The sequence below is a fragment of the Myxococcus sp. AM011 genome (assembly GCF_013372595.1).
In the GTDB taxonomy this organism is placed as follows: Bacteria; Myxococcota; Myxococcia; order Myxococcales; family Myxococcaceae; genus Myxococcus; species Myxococcus eversor.
Window position 1 is genome coordinate 1 of record NZ_JABXEM010000103.1, and the last position, 21,724, is coordinate 21,724.

Annotated in this window: 14 protein-coding genes; 4 read left to right on the top strand and 10 right to left on the bottom strand. The window is 65.2% G+C overall.

The genetic code is table 11. The annotated features are described in order from the left end of the window. Together HUW62_RS21925 and HUW62_RS21930 are read right to left on the bottom strand one after the other, a co-directional pair. Positions 1-200 (bottom strand): biopolymer transporter ExbD (locus HUW62_RS21925; RefSeq protein WP_176435521.1); only part of this gene is annotated, 200 nt, incomplete at its 3' end. Positions 201-202: 2 nt separating this feature from the next. Further along, on the bottom strand, positions 203-877 hold the full coding sequence (locus tag HUW62_RS21930; protein WP_176435522.1) for a MotA/TolQ/ExbB proton channel family protein: 675 nt from the start codon (positions 875-877) through the stop codon (positions 203-205). Between the two features lie 149 nt (positions 878-1,026). Here HUW62_RS21930 and HUW62_RS21935 point away from each other — a divergent pair, with 149 nt between their 5' ends. Both HUW62_RS21935 and HUW62_RS21940 read left to right on the top strand, forming a co-directional pair. After that, positions 1,027-1,836 (top strand): SDR family oxidoreductase, encoded by an 810-nt coding sequence (locus HUW62_RS21935; protein ID WP_176435523.1) that lies wholly within the window; start codon positions 1,027-1,029, stop codon positions 1,834-1,836. Between the two features lie 127 nt (positions 1,837-1,963). Continuing rightward, the gene (locus tag HUW62_RS21940) at positions 1,964-2,152 is read left to right on the top strand and encodes a hypothetical protein (RefSeq protein ID WP_163863042.1); all 189 of its coding nucleotides are present in this window, start codon (positions 1,964-1,966) and stop codon (positions 2,150-2,152) included. Positions 2,153-2,246: 94 nt separating this feature from the next. Here HUW62_RS21940 and HUW62_RS21945 read toward each other — a convergent pair whose 3' ends face one another. After that, positions 2,247-4,424, bottom strand: coding sequence for a hypothetical protein (locus HUW62_RS21945; RefSeq protein ID WP_163863043.1), 2,178 nt, complete (start codon positions 4,422-4,424; stop codon positions 2,247-2,249). 128 nt (positions 4,425-4,552) lie between these two features. Then, positions 4,553-5,995 (bottom strand): DUF2079 domain-containing protein, encoded by a 1,443-nt coding sequence (locus tag HUW62_RS21950; RefSeq protein ID WP_176435524.1) that lies wholly within the window; start codon positions 5,993-5,995, stop codon positions 4,553-4,555. A gap of 632 nt (positions 5,996-6,627) precedes the next feature. Between HUW62_RS21950 and HUW62_RS21955 the strand changes: the two genes are divergently transcribed. Together HUW62_RS21955 and HUW62_RS21960 are read left to right on the top strand one after the other, a co-directional pair. Continuing rightward, positions 6,628-7,677, top strand: a complete 1,050-nt coding sequence (locus HUW62_RS21955) for a triacylglycerol lipase (RefSeq protein ID WP_240356139.1) — start codon at positions 6,628-6,630, stop codon at positions 7,675-7,677. Beyond that, positions 7,674-7,982, top strand: coding sequence for a hypothetical protein (locus HUW62_RS21960; RefSeq protein WP_163863044.1), 309 nt, complete (start codon positions 7,674-7,676; stop codon positions 7,980-7,982). Before HUW62_RS21955 ends, HUW62_RS21960 begins: the two co-directional genes overlap by 4 nt. 123 nt (positions 7,983-8,105) lie before the next feature. Here the strand turns inward: HUW62_RS21960 and HUW62_RS21965 are convergent, their stop codons facing one another. The 6 genes from HUW62_RS21965 to drmD form a co-directional block, all read right to left on the bottom strand. Further along, a complete protein-coding gene (locus HUW62_RS21965; protein ID WP_163863046.1) occupies positions 8,106-8,495 on the bottom strand; it encodes a hypothetical protein in 390 nt (129 codons plus the stop codon). Positions 8,496-8,645: 150 nt separating this feature from the next. Then, positions 8,646-9,332 carry a phospholipase D-like domain-containing protein gene (locus HUW62_RS21970; protein ID WP_163863048.1) on the bottom strand — a complete coding sequence of 229 codons (687 nt, stop codon included), beginning with the start codon at positions 9,330-9,332 and terminating at the stop codon, positions 8,646-8,648. Continuing rightward, positions 9,323-11,170, bottom strand: coding sequence for a DUF1998 domain-containing protein (gene drmB, locus HUW62_RS21975; protein ID WP_163863050.1), 1,848 nt, complete (start codon positions 11,168-11,170; stop codon positions 9,323-9,325). Before drmB ends, HUW62_RS21970 begins: the two co-directional genes overlap by 10 nt. Beyond that, on the bottom strand, positions 11,157-14,495 hold the full coding sequence (drmA, locus tag HUW62_RS21980; RefSeq protein WP_176435525.1) for a DISARM system helicase DrmA: 3,339 nt from the start codon (positions 14,493-14,495) through the stop codon (positions 11,157-11,159). Before drmA ends, drmB begins: the two co-directional genes overlap by 14 nt. Positions 14,496-14,503: 8 nt before the next feature. Then, positions 14,504-18,439, bottom strand: a complete 3,936-nt coding sequence (locus tag HUW62_RS21985; protein ID WP_176435526.1) for a DNA methyltransferase — start codon at positions 18,437-18,439, stop codon at positions 14,504-14,506. After that, a complete protein-coding gene (gene drmD / locus HUW62_RS21990) occupies positions 18,439-21,639 on the bottom strand; it encodes a DISARM system SNF2-like helicase DrmD (protein WP_240356140.1) in 3,201 nt (1,066 codons plus the stop codon). Before drmD ends, HUW62_RS21985 begins: the two co-directional genes overlap by 1 nt. Between the last annotated feature and the right edge of the window lie 85 nt (positions 21,640-21,724).

Below are 21,724 nucleotides of genomic sequence, written 5' to 3' on the forward strand. Positions count from 1 at the left end.
TTGTCGAGCACCACGTTGACGAGCCCCTGCACCGTCTCGCCGCCGTTGGCCGCGCGGGGCAGGTCCACCTCCACCGTCTCGCGGACGATGAAGTTGGCCGTCACCATGAAGATGATGAGCAGCACCAACACGATGTCCACCAGCGGGGTGACGTTGATGCCGGTGATTTCCTCGTCGTCCTGTTGCGCGCCTCCGGCCATGACTAGCGGACCTCCGCGCGCAGGCTGCCGACCAGGGCGTGGCCCAGGGCGTTGGCTCGGCTGGTGAGCGTCTTGAGCTGACGGTTGAAGATGTTGAAGGCGACGACGGCGGGAATCGCGACGGCCAGGCCCACCGCGGTGGCGACGAGCGCCTCGGAGATGCCGCCCATCACCGTCTGCTGAATCGCCGCGCCCTTCACGCCCGCGGAGCCCAGGTCATGGAACGCCTTGATGATGCCGAGCACCGTGCCGAACAGGCCGATGAACGGGGCGTTGTTGCCCAGGGTGCCGAGGAAGGAGAGGAAGCGTTCGTACTGGGGGCGCTCGCGAGCCATGGTGGAGGCAATCACCTGCTCGACGGAGTCAGCGCCTTGCGCGGCGGAGGCGAGGCCCTCGCGGATGATGGCGGCCTCCATGCCCCGGCGTCCCTGGATGGCCACGCGGACGGCCTCGAGCTCTCCGCGCGCGAGCCGTACCGCGAGCGTCTCCGAGTCCGGGAGGCGGTTGCGGGAGAAGTACACGGCGCGCTCCAGCATGATGGCGATGGAGAGCACGGACAGGACGACCAGGATCCACAGCACCCACTCGGCCGAGGTGAGCGTGACGCCGAGCAGCTTGCTGCTGAGCCAGCCGAGATTCTCGGCGGGGACCTGGGCGATGACCGCGATGGACGACATGGAGTTCTTTCCCCTCTCGAAATGCGTTGGCGCGAACGGAACACCGAGGGTTCCGGAAAGTGTTACCGGCTTTATTTTTCGGGGCGGACCGCTGTGCGCGGGTGTAGGCCCGGCGGGCATCCTCGACGCGCTGGGAGTGCGGGGCGACAATGCCGGCCATGCAAGGCAAGAGCGTGGTGGTCACCGGTGCTTCCATGGGCATCGGCGAGGAGCTGTCGGTGGCGCTCGCGGCGCGGGGCGCGAATCTGGTGCTGGCCGCGCGGAGTGAGGACGCCCTCCAGCGGGTGAAGCAGCGGTGCCAGGCGGCGGGTGGGAAGGCCATCGCGGTGGCCACCGACGTGGGGGACCCGGAGGCGTGTCGGCGGATGGTGGACCGCGCGGTGGAGGCGTTCGGCGGCGTGGACGTGCTCGTCAACAATGCGGGCATCTCCATGGACGCGCGGTTCGAGGACATCACGGACCTGACGATTTTCGAGCGACTGATGCGCATCAACTACCTGGGCGCGGTGTACTGCACGCACCATGCGCTGCCGCACTTGAAGGCACGGCGCGGGCTCTTGGTCGCGGTGTCGTCGCTGACGGGCAAGACGGGTGTGCCCACGCGCTCGGGCTACGCGGCGAGCAAGCACGCGATGAACGGGTTCTTCGATTCGCTGCGCGTGGAGCTGATGGGCACGGGCGTGGACGTGACGGTGGTGTGCCCGGGGTTCGTCGCGACGAATGTCCGCGCCAACGCGCTGGGCAAGGACGGCAAGCCGCTGCAGGTGAGCGCGCACGACGAGACGGAAGGCAACATGGACGTGGGCACGTGCGTGTCCATCATCCTGAAGGCCATGGACCAGCGTGAGCGCGAGGTGGTGATGACCACCAAGGGCAAGGTGGGTCAGTACCTGAAGCTGTTCACCCCGGGCTTCCTGGACCGCATCGTGTTCAAGGCGATTCAAGAACGGCGGAAGTGAGTGGGGCGGGAGATGAGGTTGCGTCAGTTTCGGCGAGTCCCTTCAACCGTGGAGGAAGGACTGAACGATGCCGAAACCGAAGCCCCCATCCCCTGCGGAGTTCTGAGCGAGAGTCGTCGAGTTGACCATGGCGGTGAGAACGACGAGCAGCCTGGCCGAGGAGTTCCACGTCACCGACACCACGACGCGTAACTGGATGCAACAGAGCGAGACCTCGTTCCTGACCACGACCTCCTTCTGCCCCAGCCCGCTCGCTTCGTACTCCGCCATCAACTGGTTCCACTCTTCAGGAAGTGGTCGGCGGATGCCGGAGTGAACCGGCAGCTCCACCCCTCAGTGCCGGCTGCGCTCCTTGCACACAAGGTGCAAGGAACGCAGATGACTCCACAATGACCTGGAGGCAAGACTCACTATCGGTCAAAGACGGAAATCCGATCAACCTTGAGGTAAGAGATATCGTGCCACCTGACACGCGTCTCAATTTGATGCCCGAGCCGGCCGCTCAGAGAGAAATTCAACGAGAAGTCCCTGTAGGTGTTCGGCTGAGCGAACGAGGCTCGCGCAATAACAGATGATGCGAGAACTGTACCCGACGTACTGTCGTAGATGTCTATCGTCGCGACGTTTCCTCCGGTTGTGACGACATCAATCATCATGCGAAAAACAGCAACCATGTTGCCGTCACCCCAGTGACTGGCATATGGGCCATAGATGAGATGACCCTGGCTGTCGGCAGCCGTGTTTGCTGACCATCCATCGCCCTCTTGGCGCCCCAGGGCCTTTGAGAGTGAATTGCCTTCCGCCTCATAGACAAACGGCAGAATATAGTCGGCCGGGAAGCTGATTCGTCGAGTCGTTTCGATGGAGCGGGCTCCGATCGCAATTGGAAGCGAAATACCACGATGAAGAACGGCCCCACCAATCTCCATTCCCCCATGGACATAGCATGCACAGAATCCAGTGTCGTCGTTATCGGAAGGACCGATGGACTCCATCTTCACCGAGTCGCCACGTGATGCTCTGCCTCGAGCGCTCCAAGAAAGCGAAGTTCCAGCCCAGCCCCATGTCTCGTCTTGGACTGGCAGAAAGGGAGGAAGACGGACGGTCCATTTATCTGCTGGGAATGTAAGCGGGAATACGGGACCTGTGACGGAGATGTTATCGGGGCGAACTGCATGGAATAGCCCGGCCTTGACGGGTTGCGTCGCCGGAAGTTTTGATAGGACGAGGCCGCCAATCACGGACCAGATTTCATAGCCAAAGCCCGGATTCGCAGCAGGGTTTTCGAACTGGTAAGTGCGGTCGAAGTAGTTGCGATCGCCGTACAAGGTGTATCCGACATGCAGGTAGACAGGGCGACGTACACCGTCGGCAAAAAGGAAGTTCTGGTGGCAGCGGTCACCTTCCTGCACACCATCTCGTGCTGCATCCGCCTCTTTCGTGATAGGGGCCTTATAGACCAGTTTCATGGAGGTTCCCGTCTGCTCGCTAACCGTGGCGGACAGCTTCCTGGCCCATGAAATGTGATTATTGCTGCAGGCCGTCCAGTGAGGGACGTCGGCATCTGTGACCGCGGCTGCTTCGTTGACGCCGTACCAATTGCAAATGCGTCGAACGCATGCACTCCCTTGGCAGGACTCGTCTGTGTCGCACAGCCCGTTTCCATTGGGATCTTCGTCGGGCTCAGCTATCTCGTGTGGCAGTTCGAAATGCTCGGCGCCACTGTATCCAGCCATCCAGGCGCCATCTCCGTCCTCGGCGACTCCCAGAAAACTGATGGGACGATGCGTAGAGGGGTCTTCGTGAAGAAACGCCAGAGAACCTCCCGAGGCCCCATTGAGGAGCCACAGGCCATTCATCTTCCCGTAGAATCCCGTCTGATCGATCCAGGCCATGTAGTGCCTTCCCACAAACACAAGATCGCTGGCGTTTGGACCATCCCTTCGAATCTGGGATGCAACTGGGTCATATGTCCCAAAGCCAAGGCCTTCGATCGCTCTGCGGACCAGGCTTTGGACGTGAGCATCCGAACTGAGAGTGAAGTTCTTGATCGCCGGCTGCCCGGCGACGAAGTCGTCGATATGGACGGTGACCTTCTCAATATTCATGAAGGCACGGTCAAGCCAACGGACGCGAACCTCCATCCTATCTGAAGAACAGAGCGTGAGGTCGAACCAAAGGTCGAACTCCTGGTACTGAAATGGTTGGGCGAAATCGCCTCTCAGGACGTCTTGAGCAGCAATGGTTCTGTTGCTGTCGTGGCAGTGGATTTCAATCCTTGCCACAGCGAGATTATTACTGCTTACGTTATCAACCATGAGGCGAAAGACCGCCTTGCCGGCTCCGGCCCCCCAGTTTGTCGCATAGGGCCCATAGACGAGGAATCCATTGCTTTGGTTGGGGACGTTTGCTGCCCACCCTGAGGCATCTGCATATCCAATCTCATGCGCAAGATCGGCTTCCGCCTCGTACGTGAAGTTCCTGTCGAATGACTCTGGAAATGCTTTTGCTGGGGATAGAATCGCAAGCAGAACAAGCGTTGCGTAGACTGACCCCTTGTGGGGGGAGATTTTTTGGGTGTCTGGCATGTGTTTGGCTTGAACTCCGGAGTGGCGGACGTTCATACGTGCCGCAGGTTAAAACCCGACAAATGGCCTGTGCTGAATTTTCTGCGCGCAGGCACGGTGGACACACGGGTGGAGATGCACTCCAACGCCTAACGGTGCGCGGTGAAGCGACCCCGCGCCATGAAGACGTTTGCATCGTCGATGATGATGTGTGTACCCGCATCCGCGCGCCATTCGTCGATGAGTTCTTTCACTCGCTCGGCGGTGAGGGGCCAGACGTCACCATGGGGTGGCTTCTCCACCAGCACCCACTCATACACCCGACCATCGTCGGGCTGCGGGCCGCCTACGGCGTAGATTTCATTCCGGCCAGCCAACAAGGAAACGAAATTACTGCCCAGCAGAGCCATACCCTCACTGTGCTGCGCGAGCACGTCCACTCCACGCGAGATGCTAGCCAGTCGATCCGGAGCCCCGGGACACTGGCCTGGATACGTTCGTGAGGACACCAGCGTGAGCGTGAGCTTTCGGAAATTTGGCTCGTTGCTGATGAGGAGAATCAAGCCGGTGCACACGAGGACCCACGCAGGTGGCCTCCGAGCACGCAGGATGGGCACAAAGCCCATCAGCGCGGCAGCCATCAGCGATACGCCGTAATGGAAGCGCCAAGCCATTCCGAGGAAGCGGATGCCGAGCATCGGCAGAAGGACCATCAGCCACGCCCAGTCGGGCCTCAAGCGCTCACGCCACGCCCAGACGCTCAGTGGGAGGAGCAACACAAACAAGGTGCCGATGCGCGACAGGTGGACCGGTGCCAGGCGGAGTGAGAGATAGTGGAGGAGCCCCTCGTCCAGGCCCAGCTTGAGCCGGACACCGTAGTCCTCCGTGGGGCCCATCAGCCACGGCCGCAGCCCATAGACTCCTGCGAGCCAGACCAGGGACAGCGCGCCAACGCCCACTGCCAAGCGCCGCTCGCCGCGTAGCAACAACGCCACGGTGAGCATGAGACCTCCGAAGGCGAACTCCTCCTTGCAGGCCAACAAAAGTATCAGAGATACCAGCAGCAGGCCCTTGCGACGCAGGTGGAAGGCCAAGCCCGTCAACACCAACGGTAGCGCGGACCATGTCGTCGGATGGATGGGAAACCTCAACGCCTCCACCGCACTGGGGGACAGGAGCAAGAGCGCCGCCAGCAGCACCGTGGCGGCGCGGCTCAGCAGTCCACGTGCGTTGAGCCACACCAATGGCGCAACCGTGAGCAGTACAAAGAGCGCTTCGACCACCAGCACGGCCCACATCGGTGGCAACACCGCCACCAGCGGGCGGGCCACCCACAGGATGGGGTCGAAGTGGTCGTTGAAGATGTAGACCTGTCGCGCGCTGAGCCAAGGGTTCGGATCCGCCAGCGACATGCGCGCCAAGGCCTGCGTGTAGATGCCCAGGTCGAAGTGCGGAAAGCAGGCGTGCGCGGCCTGAATCCAGACCGGCGCCACGACGAAAACCATCCATACGAGGACGACGAGCGGTAGAGCCAGCCACTCCAGCCATTGCCGCACACGTCCGGGGCTCGAATCATTTGCGGAAGAAGGCATGGGTCACGAGTCGAGGGGGCTGACCACGGAGCAAGGGCCGCGTCGTTTATCGCACTCCCGCGACTCATGTCACTCGGCGCAGTGCCGCGATGGAGTTGCTTCGGTTTCATTGAGTCCGTTCAACTGTGGGTGAAGGACTGAGCGATGCCAAAACCAAGGCCCCCATACCCTGCGGAGTTCCGAGCGCGAGTCGTCGAGTTGGCCAAGGCAAGGAGGACAACGAGCAGCCTTGCTGAGGCGATCCATGTCGCCGACACCACGGGTACGCAACACGAGGCGAACGAGTTCGACGAGCCAACGCGCTGTGCGAATCCTTCCTCTCCTGCCTGGAGTGCGAGTTGCCCGTCCGACGAACCTTCCGTCCCCATGCCGCAGCCAGGGTGGCCGCTTCGAATACATCAAAGGTTCGTACAACCTGCGCGGAGACACTCCGCCCTGGGTTACCGTCCCCGACCAACCATGAGAAGCGGCACCGAGCTGCGGCTTGACCCACAAAGTCGAGGGGGCTCAACGGAACCGGCGTAACTCCATCGGTGGCAAGGACGGCTGCTCTACGAGGGAGCTTCCCTGCGGCCACACCTGTGATTCGACTTCCATGACGCAACGTGTCACACTGCGCGCGGAGGTACTGAATGACGACTTCGGAAGCGGCTGAAACCCCAGACTCCGAGCCTGGGTTCCCGGTGGTCTCGTCCCCTCCCGCTGAAGCGGCGCTCCCCGCTCCGCCCAAGCCTCGCGTGGGCAAGGTGGATCTGGCGCTCGGCGTGCTCAATGGCGTGCTGGGCGACTACCTCCACCGCCAGAACAACGCGCTCGCCACGCCCATGGGCCTCTACCACAAAGGCCGCTCCCTCCCCGTCGAGCGCGAGGCTCTGCGCGCCGCGCATCCTCACTCCACGGGACGCGTGGCACTTTGGGTCCACGGACTCGCCGTCACCGAGGCCGTCTGGGCCTTCCCCTCCGAGCCCACCACTGACTACGGCTCCCTCCTGGAGCGCGACGCCGGCTTCACCCCGCTCTACCTCCGCTACAACACCGGCCTGCACATCTCCGACAACGGCGAGGCCCTCGCGCACCTCCTGCAACGCCTGGTCGCCGAGTTCCCCGTCCCCATCACCGAGCTCGTCCTCGTCGGCTACAGCATGGGCGGCCTCGTCCTTCGCAGCGCCTGCCACATCGCCTCCGAGACGTGCCTGCCCTGGCTCTCCCTCGTGCGCCGCTCGTACTCCATCGGCGTGCCCCACTTCGGCAGCCCCCTGGAGCGCATGGGCACCGTCGTCGCCCAGGTCCTCCGCGCCGTGCCCAATCCCTACACTCGCCTGGTCGCCGACGTCGTCGACCTGCGCAGCAGCGGCGTGAAGGACCTCGGTGTCGCCCGCCTGCGCCGACAGGACTGGGAAGACACCACGTCGCCGTGCACGCCCCTGCTCCCTCCGCCGGGCATCGCCCACCACCTCATCGTCGGAGCGCTCGGCCAACAGGGAAAGTGGCTGTCGGCCATGTTCGGTGACGGCGTCGTCTCTCTGGCGAGCGCTTCCGGACGCACCGGCCCTCGTGATACGAGCCCGTTGTTCCCCCCGGAAAACGTCAAGGTGGTCGCCGGTATCGACCACGTCTCGCTCGCCCACCACGCGGAGGTTTACGCGCGGCTGCGCGAGTCGCTCGCAGTGGAGGTCGCATGACTCGCCTACGTGGTCTGAAGGACCTGGTGCACGATGCCGTCGAACAGGGCGCCATCGCCGTGGAGCGCATCCACCGCTCCAGCGCCGCGAAGCCCTTCGAGGTGCTGCGGCTGATTCCCACGCTCGACGCACCCGTGGGCACCCTGCAGTCCCTCCACGACGCCGCCCTCTCCGGCACGTATGGAATGGTCCGCTGGGTCAACCGCGCTGTCGACGGGACGCTGGACGTCGCTCTGGACCTCTTCGAGCAACGCCAGCTCTCCCAGACGAACGCTCAGGGCCATCCCCCTGAACCTCCTCTTTGACGGTCAATGTTACTCGGAGGGGCCGCCGGACAACGGATGGCCGGTGGGACGGCGCTCGACACCGGTCTTGGATTTCCTCACGGTCTCCCTGACGACAGGCGAATCTGTTCGAGCCGCGCCCCCTCAGCCATCAAGTTCCTCGACGCAACTCCATTCGCAGTCCTCACCGACAACATAGGCAGTGTTCTTCGCCAGGTCAGGCAAGCCAGGGCCGTCATCAGGGTAGGCATCCAGAACCACATACACACGGTCCTCCTGCCAGTCGATTTGCACCCCACCCGACAGGACCTCGAATGTCGTCCTGCCAAGCTCGAACCTGAACTCTTTCATGCCGCGCACAGAAAAAGTGACCCTGGACCACCCAGAGCGCGAATCTCTGTCTTTGCACTGCACTTCAATCCTGCAGGTCCTTGAAGGGACGCCGACCTCAAGCTCGACCTTGCGCACCACTCCGTCATAGAAGTCGGCGAACCGCTCATGAAATAGCGCAACATGTTCAGGCTGTAGACGCATGGACTCACACTAGCGCCGAGCAGAACCCAGGTCAGGTGGAAGTGACGCTCAGGGCCCGTCGAACACCGACAACCTCCTCGTCGGCGACACGTCGAAGAACGCGTAGTTCCAGCAGTTCATGTCGTGGACTCCATCCGGCGCAATGCCGGATCAGGCGACCCGTGAGAACCACTCCCCCGTGGAGAACTGGGCCTCCAGCACCGCGGCCAGGTGCGTGTCCTCCAGCAGCACGCCCACTTCGATGTTCCGTGTCTGTCCTCGGTTCGTGAAGTTCGCGGACGTCACGAAGACCCACCGTGCGTCCACCACGACGCATTTCGCATGCAGGCTGGCGAAGACTCCCCTCCTGGGTGAGAAGCCGTGGCACTCCGGAAAGGGCGGCCCGAAGGGCCAGTGCTCCCGCAGGAACGCCGAGGCCACCGGCGCGCTCGCATAGAGCCTGCCACTCACGCCTCGCTGGAGGGCTGCGTGCAGCGGCCCCAACACGTCCGCCGCATGGTCGAACGTGAATCCGGCCACCAGCACCGTGCTCGTGGCCTTGTGGAAAAGGTCCGCCAGCACCACCGCCGTGTCGCGAGCGCCGCTCCAGCGGGCCTCCGGCCCCGTCCAGACCAGCTCTGGCCGCCGGGCACCCGCGCGCCGCTCCACGAGCACCGTGTCCAGCAGCACCAGCGTTCCCTCCCGTCCCAGCGCGTTCAACGCCGCGACCTCCCCCGTCAGCCGCTCCAGCCCCTCTCCCTGGAGCGCCAGTCGGGACAACGGAAACCCGAGCCGCCGCGTGCCCACCACGGCCTTCAGCCGCTCCAGGTCCAGCGTCGCCACGCCGCTCAGGTCCACGGCGTCTTCAAGAAGGCGACGTCCTCGTGGCCCAACGTGGGCACGACGAGCGCTCGGTCGAGGTACTGGTTGAAGCGCTCGCAGGAGCACTCGGGGAGGAAGAGGCACCCGTGGCACGCGGCGCCCTCCAGGTCGCGGTCATCACGGCCCGTGGGCTCGTGATGCGCGCAGACGGGGTCGTTGGAGCACAGGCGCGCGTCCTCCAGCGCCCGGGCAAGGTGCTGCCCCAGTCGCCGGCCCTCCTCCACCAGGCCGCCCAGCGTGCCTTCCGCGCCCGTGGTGCCCGTCATCAACAGGATGCCCGCCATGGGGACGGCGTCGCTGTGCGGCGCGCAATAGAGCCGCTCGCGGATGGAGCTCGCGGGATAGCCACACTCCAGCGCCACCTCCGTCATCAACAGGTGCGCCAGCGAATGGAGCAGATAGAGCCGCACGCCCGGGAAGGGGAGCTTCGAACCGGAGCCCTGCTTCCAGCGTTCATATCCCGCCCGGAGCACCTCCTCGCGCCGCAGCACGGGCTCGGACAGCTCCCAGGCATGCACCTGCTGCTCGTCGAGCACCAGCAGCATGCCCTCGCCCTGCATCTCCGTGACGGGGACCCAGTCCCGGTGGAGCGACATCGGCGCGAGCGCCACGTCCAAATCGTAGCGGCCCTGGAGGTCCTTCGACAGGGGCTCCAGCCGCGTGAAGCCGACCTGGGCCTGGACCTCCCGCAGCCGTCGCGCCAGCACCACGCGTTCGACCAGCGAGGGCAGCCCCTGGGGCCGAGCGATGCGCCGGGCCCAGAAGACCTCGGTGCGGTCCCGGGGCATCTCGCCAGGTTTCTCCTGGGGCTGCGCGAGGAACTGGAGCCACTCCGCGGTGCGAATCTCCGGGACGGCTTCGGGCGTGTGCTCGCGCTCCGCAAGGATTGCCGCCAGCACCTCCGCGTTGGAGGCGGAGCCGAGCGCCGCCTGCACCTGGGCAATGGTCCGGAAGGCCGGCAGGGTCTCCGCGGTGGCTGACTGGAGGATGCTCCACGCGGACTGCACCTTGCGCCGGAGCGACTCCGGTTCAGGGATGGTGATGGCACTGGTGGTCTGCGCGAAGTAGCCGTTGCTGGCGGTGCGGACCAGCAGTCGCTGCTTCTCGTCGCAGCGCTCCCGCGCCTCCAATCCCAGCCAGGGCCGCTCCCCGTCGCAGCGGTCCTGCTGCTCCTTGTGGGTCATGTCGATGAGGCGCCTGCGCTTGCCGCACGTCGAGCACGCGACCTCGATGTCACTGAAGTCACCGCTCACGCCCTCCTCGAACTTGAGCTGTGGGGCGTCGCAAGGCTTGCGCTCGTGCATCCACCAGCTCCAGTCGATGTCCGACAGGTGCCCCCGAGGACAGGCCGCGACGAAGCGCACCGGCACACAGCGCTCGGGCTTCGCTTCCACACCCGCGCAGCGATGGCGGTACTCCTGATTCACACGCTCCAGGCTGTTGGCCCGCACCAGCGTGCGGCAGTGGGGGTTCTGGCAGACAAACCAGCGCGGAAACTCATACACCTGGATGCCGCAGGACTCCGTCGGCTCTCGCTCATCCCCAGCGGGGGGCTTGCGGAAGGGGGCCTCCTTGCTGAGCGGCCACTTGTTGCGGTGGTAGAGCGGTTCGACGATTTCCAGCAACCGTGGCTCGTTGACCACCTCGCCCTGGCCCTTGAGACGCCAGAAGTCCAGGCCGCCCACGAGGACCGCGTCGTTCAGCAAGTCCAGCATGCTGCCCGGACCGAAGGTGGAGACCACCTGGCTCTGGCGCACGCGCCCATCCGGCGGCCGCGTCGAGCGGGCCCGGTTCCACTTCCTAGGTTTCGTCATGCGCTACCTCCACCATCGCTGCCTTCGGGGCGCGGTAGCCGCCCAGGGGTTGACGTGAAATCCACAGGTGCACCGAGGACTCCACGTCACGCATGGACGTGGGCGCGTCGAACTTGAGCTCGTCCTGGGTGAGGTTGTCGGTGGGGTCCAGGAAGCCGCGCAGCAGGGGCTTGAGCCCCTTTCCCTCCGGGTCGTAGGGCGAGTACGCGCGCTGGGCGGCGTCCTTCTTCGCCTGCTCGATGATGTTGCGCCACGAGTCGAGCAGGCTTCGCGCGCGCTGCATCACGATGCCGCTGGCGCGCTCCGACTCCGCCTTGGGCAGCCCTCGGCCAGCGCGCTTCGCCAGGGTTTCGAGCGCCTGCTCCAGCGCGTCCCGGTGCGCCTGCAGGGACTTCCACTCCAGGGGCGCCGTCATCGAGGTGCCCAGCAGCCGGCCCAGCGCCACGACCACGCCCGCGAGCCCCCGGTCGAGCGCCGGTGCCGAGAAGGGTGTCACCGAGGTGGCTTCGACGAAGCGATAGAACGACTCGTGGTACGTCCCGAAGCGCTCGTAGTGGCTGCGGTCTCTGGGCTTGGCCGCGTTGAGGCACGTCACCACGAGGCCGGGCTTGTTCAGCTTGCGGCCCACGCGGCTGGACGCCTGGATGTACTCGCTGGTCGTCTTGGGCTGTCCCGCCACGACCATGAGTCCCAACCGGTCGATGTCCACGCCGACGGAAATCATGTTGCTGGCGAGCACGACGTCGATGCTCTGGGGCTGACCGTGCGTGAGCTCCAGGCGGTTCTTCGAGGCCTTGATGTCAGCGGTCTTCTCCCGGCTGGTCAGCTCGATGGGCTCGCCGCGGATGGTCCTGCCCCGGTACCAGGGATGCTCGGCCTGTTTGTCGAAGTCCTCTGGACGACGGCGGACGCGGTCCATCACCAGTCGGCGCACCTCGTCCTCGACCAGCCGGCGCATGCCGCCCAGTTCGCGCAGGCTGTTGAAGTAGCCGACGAGCGTCAGGTACGGGTCCGCGCTCACGGCGCCGTGAAGTTGTTCGCCGCGCGCGGCGGCGGCGAGCAGGCTGACATAGACGCGCAGCAGGATGGCCTTCATGGGCCGCCCGGGTGCCGCCACGCCCACGTATTGGCGCGCGCCCTTCTTGCCCACGGAGGCGAAGAACGTCTCGGAGGCGTCCACGCCTGGCGGAGGGAAGAGCGCGACGTCCCGTCCATAAAGGCGACTCACCTGTTGCCGGGAGCGGCGGACGGTGGCGGTGGAGGCCACCAGCTTCGCCCGGGGCGCGAGCGTCAGGACGGCGCCTTCGTAGAGGCCCACCATGGAGCCCAGCGGGCCGGAGATGAGGTGCAGCTCGTCCTGCACGATGAGCTCCGGGGGAGGCAGCCCCTTCGGGAGCGTCACGAGCGCCGCCTTCACGTCCGCGGCGGCATTGCAGGGGCCGACGAAGCGCTTCCCGGTGCGACCCAGGACGCGACCGAAGAGCAATCCCGTCTCGCCACGCCACGGCAGCATGGCGAACTTGTCCACGGTGGCGACGAGGAAGCACGGCAGCTCCCGGTAGATCTGCTCGTCGACGAAGAGGACGGGGAGCCCTTCCGGGTTTCGGCCCAGGTTGAAGGCGCACTCGATGTTGGCGCAGCCGACGAGCACTTCATCTGGTTTGGACTTGGAGGGCCGGAGGATGAAGCACTCCCGTTCGAACGGCGTCGTGCACCAGGGACAGGTGGCGAGCGGGAAGGGAGACTGCGCGCGGGCGCTGTTGTCGTTCTTGTACTCGGTGATTTGCGTGGAGGCCTGCTCCAGCGTGTTGGCGGTCGCGGAGCGGCCGACCCACAGTCCGATGGAGAAGCGCACGACTCCCAGGCGTTTCGGCTCTTGCTTGCGGAGCACTTCGAGTGCGCAGATGAGTGTCGCGGCGCGACCGAGTTGGTCGAGGGTGAGCAGCCGCAGCGTGTAGCGCAGCAGCACGGCCACGCCCAGTCCGCCGTGGAGGTGGGCCTGACCCCGGAGGCGGCGCAGGAGCAGGGTGAAGGCAATGAGTCCCAGGTAGGCCTGCGTCTTTCCGCCGCCGGTGGGAAAGAAGATGAGCTCCACGAGCTCACGGTCCGCGTGGCCTTCGTGCTCGACGGAGGGGAGGTTGAGCAGGATGAAGGCGAGCTGGAAGAGACGCCATTGAGGCGCTTCTTCCTGCCGCACCTTTCGTTCCGCCTGGGCCATGACGCTGTTCATCCAGCGGAAGGCGTCGAAGGCGAGAGGTTCCCGAGCCAGGAGTTGGATGCCGTCCTCGATGCGATCGGCCGCGCGTCGAGCCCTGCGGATGAGTTCATCCCGTGTCTCCTCGCGGCGTTCGCCGCCGACAGCGATGGTGGCCTGGGTGGCCACCCATTCACGGTAGGTCCGGACCAGGGGGAGCAGGGCCGCTACGGCCTCCGAGGGTGTCGTGAACGCGGCGAGCTGCTCCATGCCCACCGTGACTTCGTCAATCCGCCGCGCTTCGACAGGGAGCACCTCGACGCGTGGCAGCCAGTCCGTTTCCACGCGGGTGACGGGGACGGAGGTGGATGGGACGCGCACGGAGATGCCATGGCCCACGGCCCACCGCTGGCGGTCGCGGAACTGGAGGTCGTTGACGCGGTCGTCGTCGTCCTCGCTCCTGGCGTCGCTGGAGTCCTGTCGGCTGACGAAGCCCTGCTCGCATTCCAGGGCGAGGTGGGTCTGGAAGGCATAGGCCTCGTCCCGGTCGACGGCGGTGCTGGTGGGCGGGCGCGCGTTGACGAGGAAGATGGCGACCGCGAGCTCTCCTTCGAGCGTCTTCTCCACGTGGCCTTCCAGGCGCAGGCCCCCGCTGTCCTGGAGGTACAGGCCTTCCCGCAGCGCCGCGTCGTTCAGGTGCAGGGTGACGGTGCGTTGGTGGAAGGTACGTCTCCACGGCTTGCGCTCCTCTGCTTCGAGGCGCTGGTAGTCCGCCCAGCAGACATGGGCTGTGAGCTGGGACGTGCCCGCGGGGACGAAGACGGACAGGCCCATGGATGCGGGCAGGCGGCGCACCTTCTTGGCCGTCGGGTCGGGGCGGGAGGCTTCCTCGTTGTCCTCGTCATTGCCCGCGGCGAGGTCGTCTTCCTCGTCGTCGGGCTCATCCTCGATGACGCCCTGGTCGAGCGGGACAAGGAAGCCCGTCAGGTACCAGCGGGACGGTGGTGTACGAAGCACTTCGAGTGCGTCCGAGACAGGAGCACCTGGAGGCTTGTGGAACGGACCCACGAGGTCTGCTTCGAGCGCATCGATGAGGTGGGAGCGGACCGCTCCCGTGTCAGGGACATTCATGGGAGGGCTCAGGCGGTCTGGGCGCGAGACTTCGAGGGACGGCGGACGGTGGGGTGGGCTTCCTCGTGAGCACGCTGCGCGTTCAGGTCGAAGAGGCGGTCGAGAACTTCGTCCTCGAAGGCTTCGAGTTGTTTGGGAGTGGCGCCGCAGTACAGAGGGGCTTGGATGTCATTCCAGCCGTAGGCGTCCAGGACAGCCTGGTCCACGGCCACGTGCAGGTCCCGCAGGCGCTGCGTCGCTGTGTCGGTGACGGACTTGTCCTTGAGCCGGTTGTACGTCGTCGTCAGGCCGATGTTGTGGGCCTGCATGTACTGGCTGCGCTCGAAGTGGAGCCGTTCGCCTATCGCATTGAGCGCTGAGGTGCTTGCGGAGTCTGGGAATGGGAAGGTCTCGAAGCAGTCGCTCGGTGCGTAACGAAGATCGTTGCGCATGGAGGATGACAGCAACCGTGCCCAGACCTCATGCACCCGTGATTGCAACACCGTAAGCCAGTGGTCTTGTTCCACTGGAATGACAACGACGCCCTCACTGAAGATCGTAGAGGACTGCTGCCAGGAGAACATCAGGTGCTTCGACACGCGAGAACTCGCGAGGCAGCGCGATCTGGGATAGAGGCCTTCATAGAGGGCAGGAGTGTATCGTCCATACTGCCACCAGTATGTTTTTCGCCGCTTGCCGTCGGCATTGTCCTTGAGCTTGATGCGCTCCGGTCTTACCAAGTCCTTTACGATGCGAAGAAGGTCAGGCCATAGCGCTGCCTCCTTCAGCTCCATTTGCCCGAAGTTGATGACGTGCCTTTCGAGTTCGGGATTCGGGTCGGAGTTGAGTTCCTCGCCACCCACGTAGCGAAAGATGCGCGCCGCGTTCTTTGATGATTTCGAGACCAGAGTTGTGCGCTGCGCGGGGCTGAGCACGAACCCCATTCCCAAGACATACGTCCCAACGAAGCTCTTGCCAGCATTTGCGCCAATCGCCACGGGATCCGGGCGTTCAGGTTTGCCACGTAGCCGAGAGTTGATGCACTTCACTGGCAGGCGATCCAGGCGAGGCTCCAGTTTCAGGTCGGAGACGAGCCCCTTTGCCAGGTGCACGACTGCCACGGAGACGTTGGCGCCAGCCACCGGCCACTTCATGGAGCGCACGGCGTCGTAGAGGTGGAGGTGGCCGCCGTGGTCCACCAGGTGCTTCAATCCCGTGGCCCTCGTGTCCCCTTGCGCGATGGTGTTGGTGGCAATGAATCCGAAGCTGCCGTGTTCACCCAGCAGATGGAACGCACGGCGGAAGAAGTGCGCGGAGAGATCCGCGTTGCCGTGCGCACCCTCATGAACCGCCTGGAGCCAAGGGAGGTAGTTCTCTCCGCCCGTCTCGATGATGGCGTTCTTTCCCGCGAACGGCGGGTTCCCCACGAACCCATCGATCCATGCAGCCTTGTTAGGCTGCTCGTTGTCGAGTGGGTCCGGCCGGCCCCCGTGGAAAACCTCCGGGAACTCCAGTGGCCAGTGGAACGTCCGTGACGGCGCGGAGAACGCCGCGATGTCCGCCGGCATGGGAGGCGGAACCCCATTCTTCGCCTTGGACAGCCACGCCCCAATCAGGTCTAACCGGCGGACGCGCTCCTTCTCCCGCTCCTTGTCCGAGCCATGGGAGAAGAACGCCCCGACGCACGCATTGGCGATCCGTTTGATGTCCTCCAACGCCGTGTCCGCGTCGCGGAGAAGCCCCTCCTTCACCCGGCCGGGCTCCAGGTCCAACTGAAGCGGCTTGCGCTTCGGCCCTTCCAGGTCGAGCGCGAGCTGGAGGATCTTCTCGCGCTTCTCCAGCGAGCTGTTCAGCGCCTTCGAGATGAACGCCCAGGACAGCTCCGACTGCTTCTTGCCGGTCGGGTCCCAGTGGAACGATTGAAGCTGATCCAGGTCGAGCCCGACCAGTGAATCCCCACACTTGAGCGCATGGTCCAGGAAGGTGAAGGGCTCCGTCTTCGCCAATGTCACGAGCCACAGCGACAGCTTCGCGAGCTTCACGGCCCATGGATTCTTGTCCACGCCGTACAGGCATCGCTGGGCCACCAGCCGGCGTGCCCGCATCACCTCGTCCTCGTGCTTGTCACGCTTCAGCACCCCCTCACGTGTCCAGGCGGCGACAACCTGGTCCGCGAGAAAGCGGCAGGACTCCACCAGGAACGCACCCGACCCCATGGCCGGGTCGCAGATCTTCAGGTTGAGGAGTCTTTCTGAAGGCGGCTGCGGCCCCATCGTCTTGAGCAAAGGCTCCAGAGCCCGACGGACGATGGGGCCCGACAGACTTCGAGGCGTGTAGTGGCTGCTGGTCCGTCGCCGCTCGTCGCCAGGCTGGAGTACCCACTGGGATGCTCGCCGTGTCTCGGTCCCCTTCACGCGGTACGGCTCCAGCGCGGTCAGGACCAGCTGCTGTGTCGAAGCCTGCTCCAGCGCCTTCGACAGGGCTTTCACCGCCTTCGCATCGAGGCCCGCCTCCTCTTCCACCCACGTCGCGCGCCGCTTCGCGGGGTGGGCCAGCACCTCGTCCGCGGAGACCCATACCTTCGAAGGCTTGAGGCAGATTCCAGCACCGGTCAGGCGCTTCACGTGGAAGCCCATCAGGGCCTCGTACACGGAGCCGATCTGCTCCACGTCGAGCGACTTGAAGCTCAGTCGCTGTCCCTTGAGGAAGACGAGCCGCTCCAGGACCTGGAGGACCGTCTCGTCATCGATGGGAGGCACCCGCGCATCCGTGCCCGCCTCGGCGGAGTTCGCGCCTCCCAGGAAGGGGAACGTGCCAGGGTCGAAGAGCTGTCCACGCCGCGCCGGCATTCGCAGCTTGTCGTGCGAGGCGCCCAGGTAGATGCACCTGAAGAGCGCCAGCAACCGTGGCCACGCACCGAAGCGCCGGTTCATCGAATCGGGGTATTGACTGGAGTCCTCGACGAGTTGCGCGTGAAGAGCCTTCACCGACAGGTCATCGCGGTAGGGCTCCTGGTCCACGGGAAGCAGGCCCCGGTCTTCCGCGTAGAGGATGAAGACGAGCCGCAAGAGCGTGGAGAGGAGCCCGCCGTAGACATGGTCCTCACCTCGTGAGAACGCCTCCTCCAGGGCTCGGGAGCCATCCCGTTCAGCGGCCGTCTCGAAACCCGTGAGAAGGATGCCGAGCGCCTCCAGTACCTGGTCGGCCAGTTCATCGGTGACATCCGCCTGCCGGCGGCGTGACTGCTCCAGGAGCGCAGGAAGCTGATGCTCGGGCAGCACGCCGAAGAAGCGGCGCGCGTGCAGGAGCATCACCATCGCGTCGAACAGCGGACGACCGCTGGCGGTGACGAGGTCCTTGAACCGGAAGGTGATGTGCCCTGACGTCTCTCCGTGGGGCGCATAGACCAGGCGCACGGAGTCCCCGTTGAACAGCAGACCGATGGGGACACGGGCCGCGCGCAGCAGGCGGTCGAACTTGGCGGTGGGCTCGTAGAACCACGCGCCCGTGGTGTCTTCCTTCTTGTCCAGGTCCAACCCGGCCGGCAGCTCCCAGGTCAGGAGCGCGAAGCCTTCCGCGGCGCGGCTGATGGGCGTGGAATCATCCGGCAACCCTTCCGGCTTCGCGGGAGGAGGCCCTCGTCGCAACAGACCCCGCGTGGGCCTGACTGTCTGATGCCCCTCCGCGATATCGAGCTGGAGGTCCTCTGGAAACCTCGTGGTGAAATCATCCTCGGTGTAGCCCAGCACCTCCCGGAGGAAGCGTGGGACATCCGTCACGCGAGGTGACTCCCGGCCCGCCAGCAGGACGAACCGCGACTGCGCGGACACCGGCAGGCGCTGCATGCACTGCGCGTCCTCGAGGACCGGGATGGAGACCACCAGTCCTTCGATGGGCTGCGCCATCCCCATCCATGTCTGGTGATAACGACGCTCGACGTCTCCGCCATAATTCTGGCCGTTCATCAGCGCGCCCCCGGCCACAGATAGACCATGCCCACGGGCACCAGGCGGGCGACCCGCACGGCGTAGGTGGCCTTCAAGGATTCAGGTTGTTCGACGAGCTCCCTTCCAAGCGCTGTCAATCGCTGTTCAAGGTGCGCCTTGTCCCTCCTCCATTGGTCCTTCTCGGCCTGGGCGTCGAGCTCGAGCTCGAGCTGCGCGCCCAGGGCCTCCTGGATGGCCTCCTGCTGCGTCAGGAGAATCTCCGTCAGCGCCTTGGCTTCGGACGCGCCCCGCGCCGCCAGCTTCTTGCGAGCATCCCGCTCTCGCACCGAGGCCTGTTCCTCGATGGCGGGCCAGAGCTTCGAGAAGTCGGACTCGACACTGGCCAGCAACCGTTTCTGGACGGCCTTGGGTATCGAGGAGAGCGCGGGCGCTTCCGCCAGCGTGGTCTCCAGTTGGTCGATGGCCTTGCGGTCCGCCTCGTCCGCGAAGGGCTTCAGGTGCCCGCGGCCGCCGCCGTCCAGCCACCTTGCTGAAACAGAGACCACCTCGTCATGGAGCCGCGCGGCGCCCTCGCCAAAGAGCGACAACCGGCCGAAGACGATGACGCGCGACACGGCGTCGCGTCGGGTCTGGACCACCGTGACACGGCTCAGGTCGTTCGCGGAGAACCCCTGCGCCAGGAACCGCTGGAGCACCCGCTGGACGAGCGGATGGGACAGGTGCAGGTGGACGAGCTTGCTGGAGACGCCCGGAGGTGCCTCGAAGACGACGGGAGACAGAGGCCGCTTGCGCCACTCCCACGCTGCCTCGTCGTGCACGCGGCGCGGACGAATGGAATCCAGAGTCGTGCTCCACGAAGCGGGAAGGGCGGGGACCTTCCAGGCCTCCAGCGTCCGGCCCTCTTCCGTGATGGTCTCCCGCTCCAACCGGCCCGCGCCGGCCAGCTCGAACCCCACGTCCAGCGCATCGCGCAGCAGGACGGGATTGAAGTCCATCACCTTGCCGCTGCGCTCGCGGAGCTCTCCAATCTCATCCAGTTCCTTCCGCAGGGATTGGAGCGTGCGCTGGGACTCCAGTTCCCGCTTCGTCACCTCCGTGCGAGTCGAGGTCGCGGCGCGGGAGAGGCGCTCCAGCGTGCGCTTCGTGATGCCCGAGGCGAGGGCATCGTGCATCTGGTCCATCAGCACGCAGCCCAGGCTGCCCAGCTCGCGAGTGATGGTCTCTACCTTGCGCGCGAGGGTGTCGAGCACCGCATCCTCGGCGCGCTGGCCGTAGATGAAGTAGCCACAGCGCACGGTGGACGCGGGTTGCAAGGCACGGTCGATGCGACCGTTGCGCTGCTCCATGCGTGAGGGATTCCACGGAACGTCGATATGGAAGAGGTCCGCGCAGTGGCCTTGCAGATTGATGCCTTCGCGCGCGGCGTCGGTCGCGAGGAGGACCCGCACGGGGAACTCCTCCATCGAGCCGTTGAAGGCTGCCTGCACCTCCGCGCGCTTCACGTCATCGATGCCGCCCGTCAGCGTGAGGATGCGCTCATCGCCCCGTTGGGTCCCCTCGAAGGCGGCGGTGAGCTGCTCCTTGAGGTAGCGAAGCGTGTCGCCATACTCGGTGAACAGGATGACCCGGCGGGGCTTCCACGCGGCGCCTCGGGTGAGTGGGCATTGGTGCTCGCGAATCCAGTGGAGCAGGGCCCGCAGCTTCGCGTCCCGGGCAGCGCGGTGCCGGGCGCTCAGCTTGAGCATGTCATCCAGGAGCTTGCGCGCCTGGACGCTGGCGGACAGATGCTGACTGTCCTCGCGGATGGTCTCCGCGAACGACAGCTCGAGCGCGTCGTCCGTCTCGCCGTGCTCCTCGGACTCAGGAGCTGTATCGCCGGTGAGCGCTCCGCCGTCGGGAGCCAGCGCCCCCGCGCCGAAGGCCGCCGCGTGGATGGAGAGGGTGCGGTGGAACGCCTCGATGCTGGAGAGGAGGCGCTTCTGGAGGTTGATGAAGACCAGTCGTCCCTGCTTCGTGCCGGGCCCCATGAGCTCCGTGTAGCGCGCGAGCTTCTGGGACAGTTCCAGTTCCGGGGCGGAGGCTTCGCCCAGGTCGACACGCTGCTCGACAGTCTTTCCGTCCGGGGCGAGCCACTCGGCGTGCCAGCGCCCCGAGTCATGCGTCAGCCGCACGCCCACCACGTGCCGCTCGGGGTATCGCTGTGAACTGCCCAGGGCGAGAAGGTCGCTCTTGAGCCGGCGCACCATGACGGGCGCCAGTTGTGCTTCACGGACGCGGGTGCCCCGCGTGAAGCGCTGTGGGTCCAACATCTCCAACAGCGCGGAGAAGCTGTTGGAGTGGCCGTTGTGGGGCGTCGCGGAGAGGAAGAGCCGGTGCTCGAAGCGCTCCGCCAGTGAGCGGATGCTGCGAGTGGTCTCCGTATCGATGGCGTACCGGCTGGACGATGCGGGCGCGACGACGTGCGCCTCGTCGAGCACCAACAAGGACTTGTGGTGACCCTTCTCCTCCAGGAGGGTCTTCAGCGGCTCGAAGTACTCGCTGCGCCGCAGCGTCTGGTACGACACGATGAAGCGTGAGTGCGTGGCCCAGACTGGGACCTGGAAGCCGCGCTCCTGACGGCGGCGGGAGACGAACTCGCTGTTGAAGATTTCGAAGCGCAGACCGAAGCGCTTCTCCATCTCATCGCGCCACTGGAGCGTCACCGACGCCGGGCAGACGATGAGGACGCGGTCCACGCGCTGGCGGAGGATGAGCTCCTGCAACACCAGCCCAGCCTCGATGGTCTTTCCGAGACCTACGTCATCGGCGATGAAGAGATTGACCCGAGGCAGCTCGAGCGCCTTCTTGAGAGGCGTGAGCTGGTGATTCATCAAGTGGATGCCCGCGCGGAACGGCGCCTGGAAGAGCCGGGCGTCGGTGGCGGTGACGGAGCTCCACTTGAGCGCGTGCAGATACGCGGCAAAGTGACGCGGCTCGTCGAAACGCGCGGGAGGTCCCAATCCACCCTGTTCAGGTCGGATGACCCGAGCGGCGAGCTCGCGCTCCCATAAGACAGACAGGGGACGACCCTGTGCGTCATCATCGAGACACGTGAGACGAACGAGGGTGTGTTGCTCCCGTACATCCGCAGGAGCGATGACCTCGTTGACCAGGTACTGACGGTGTCGGACCTGCGCGATATCACCCGCGCACGGCAACAGCATGGGAGCGATTGGCACGGGAGCAACACTGCGCTCCAGGCCAGCGCAACAAGAATACCCCGCAAGTAGTAGACCGGAGGTGCGCCAGAGGTATTGACATCTC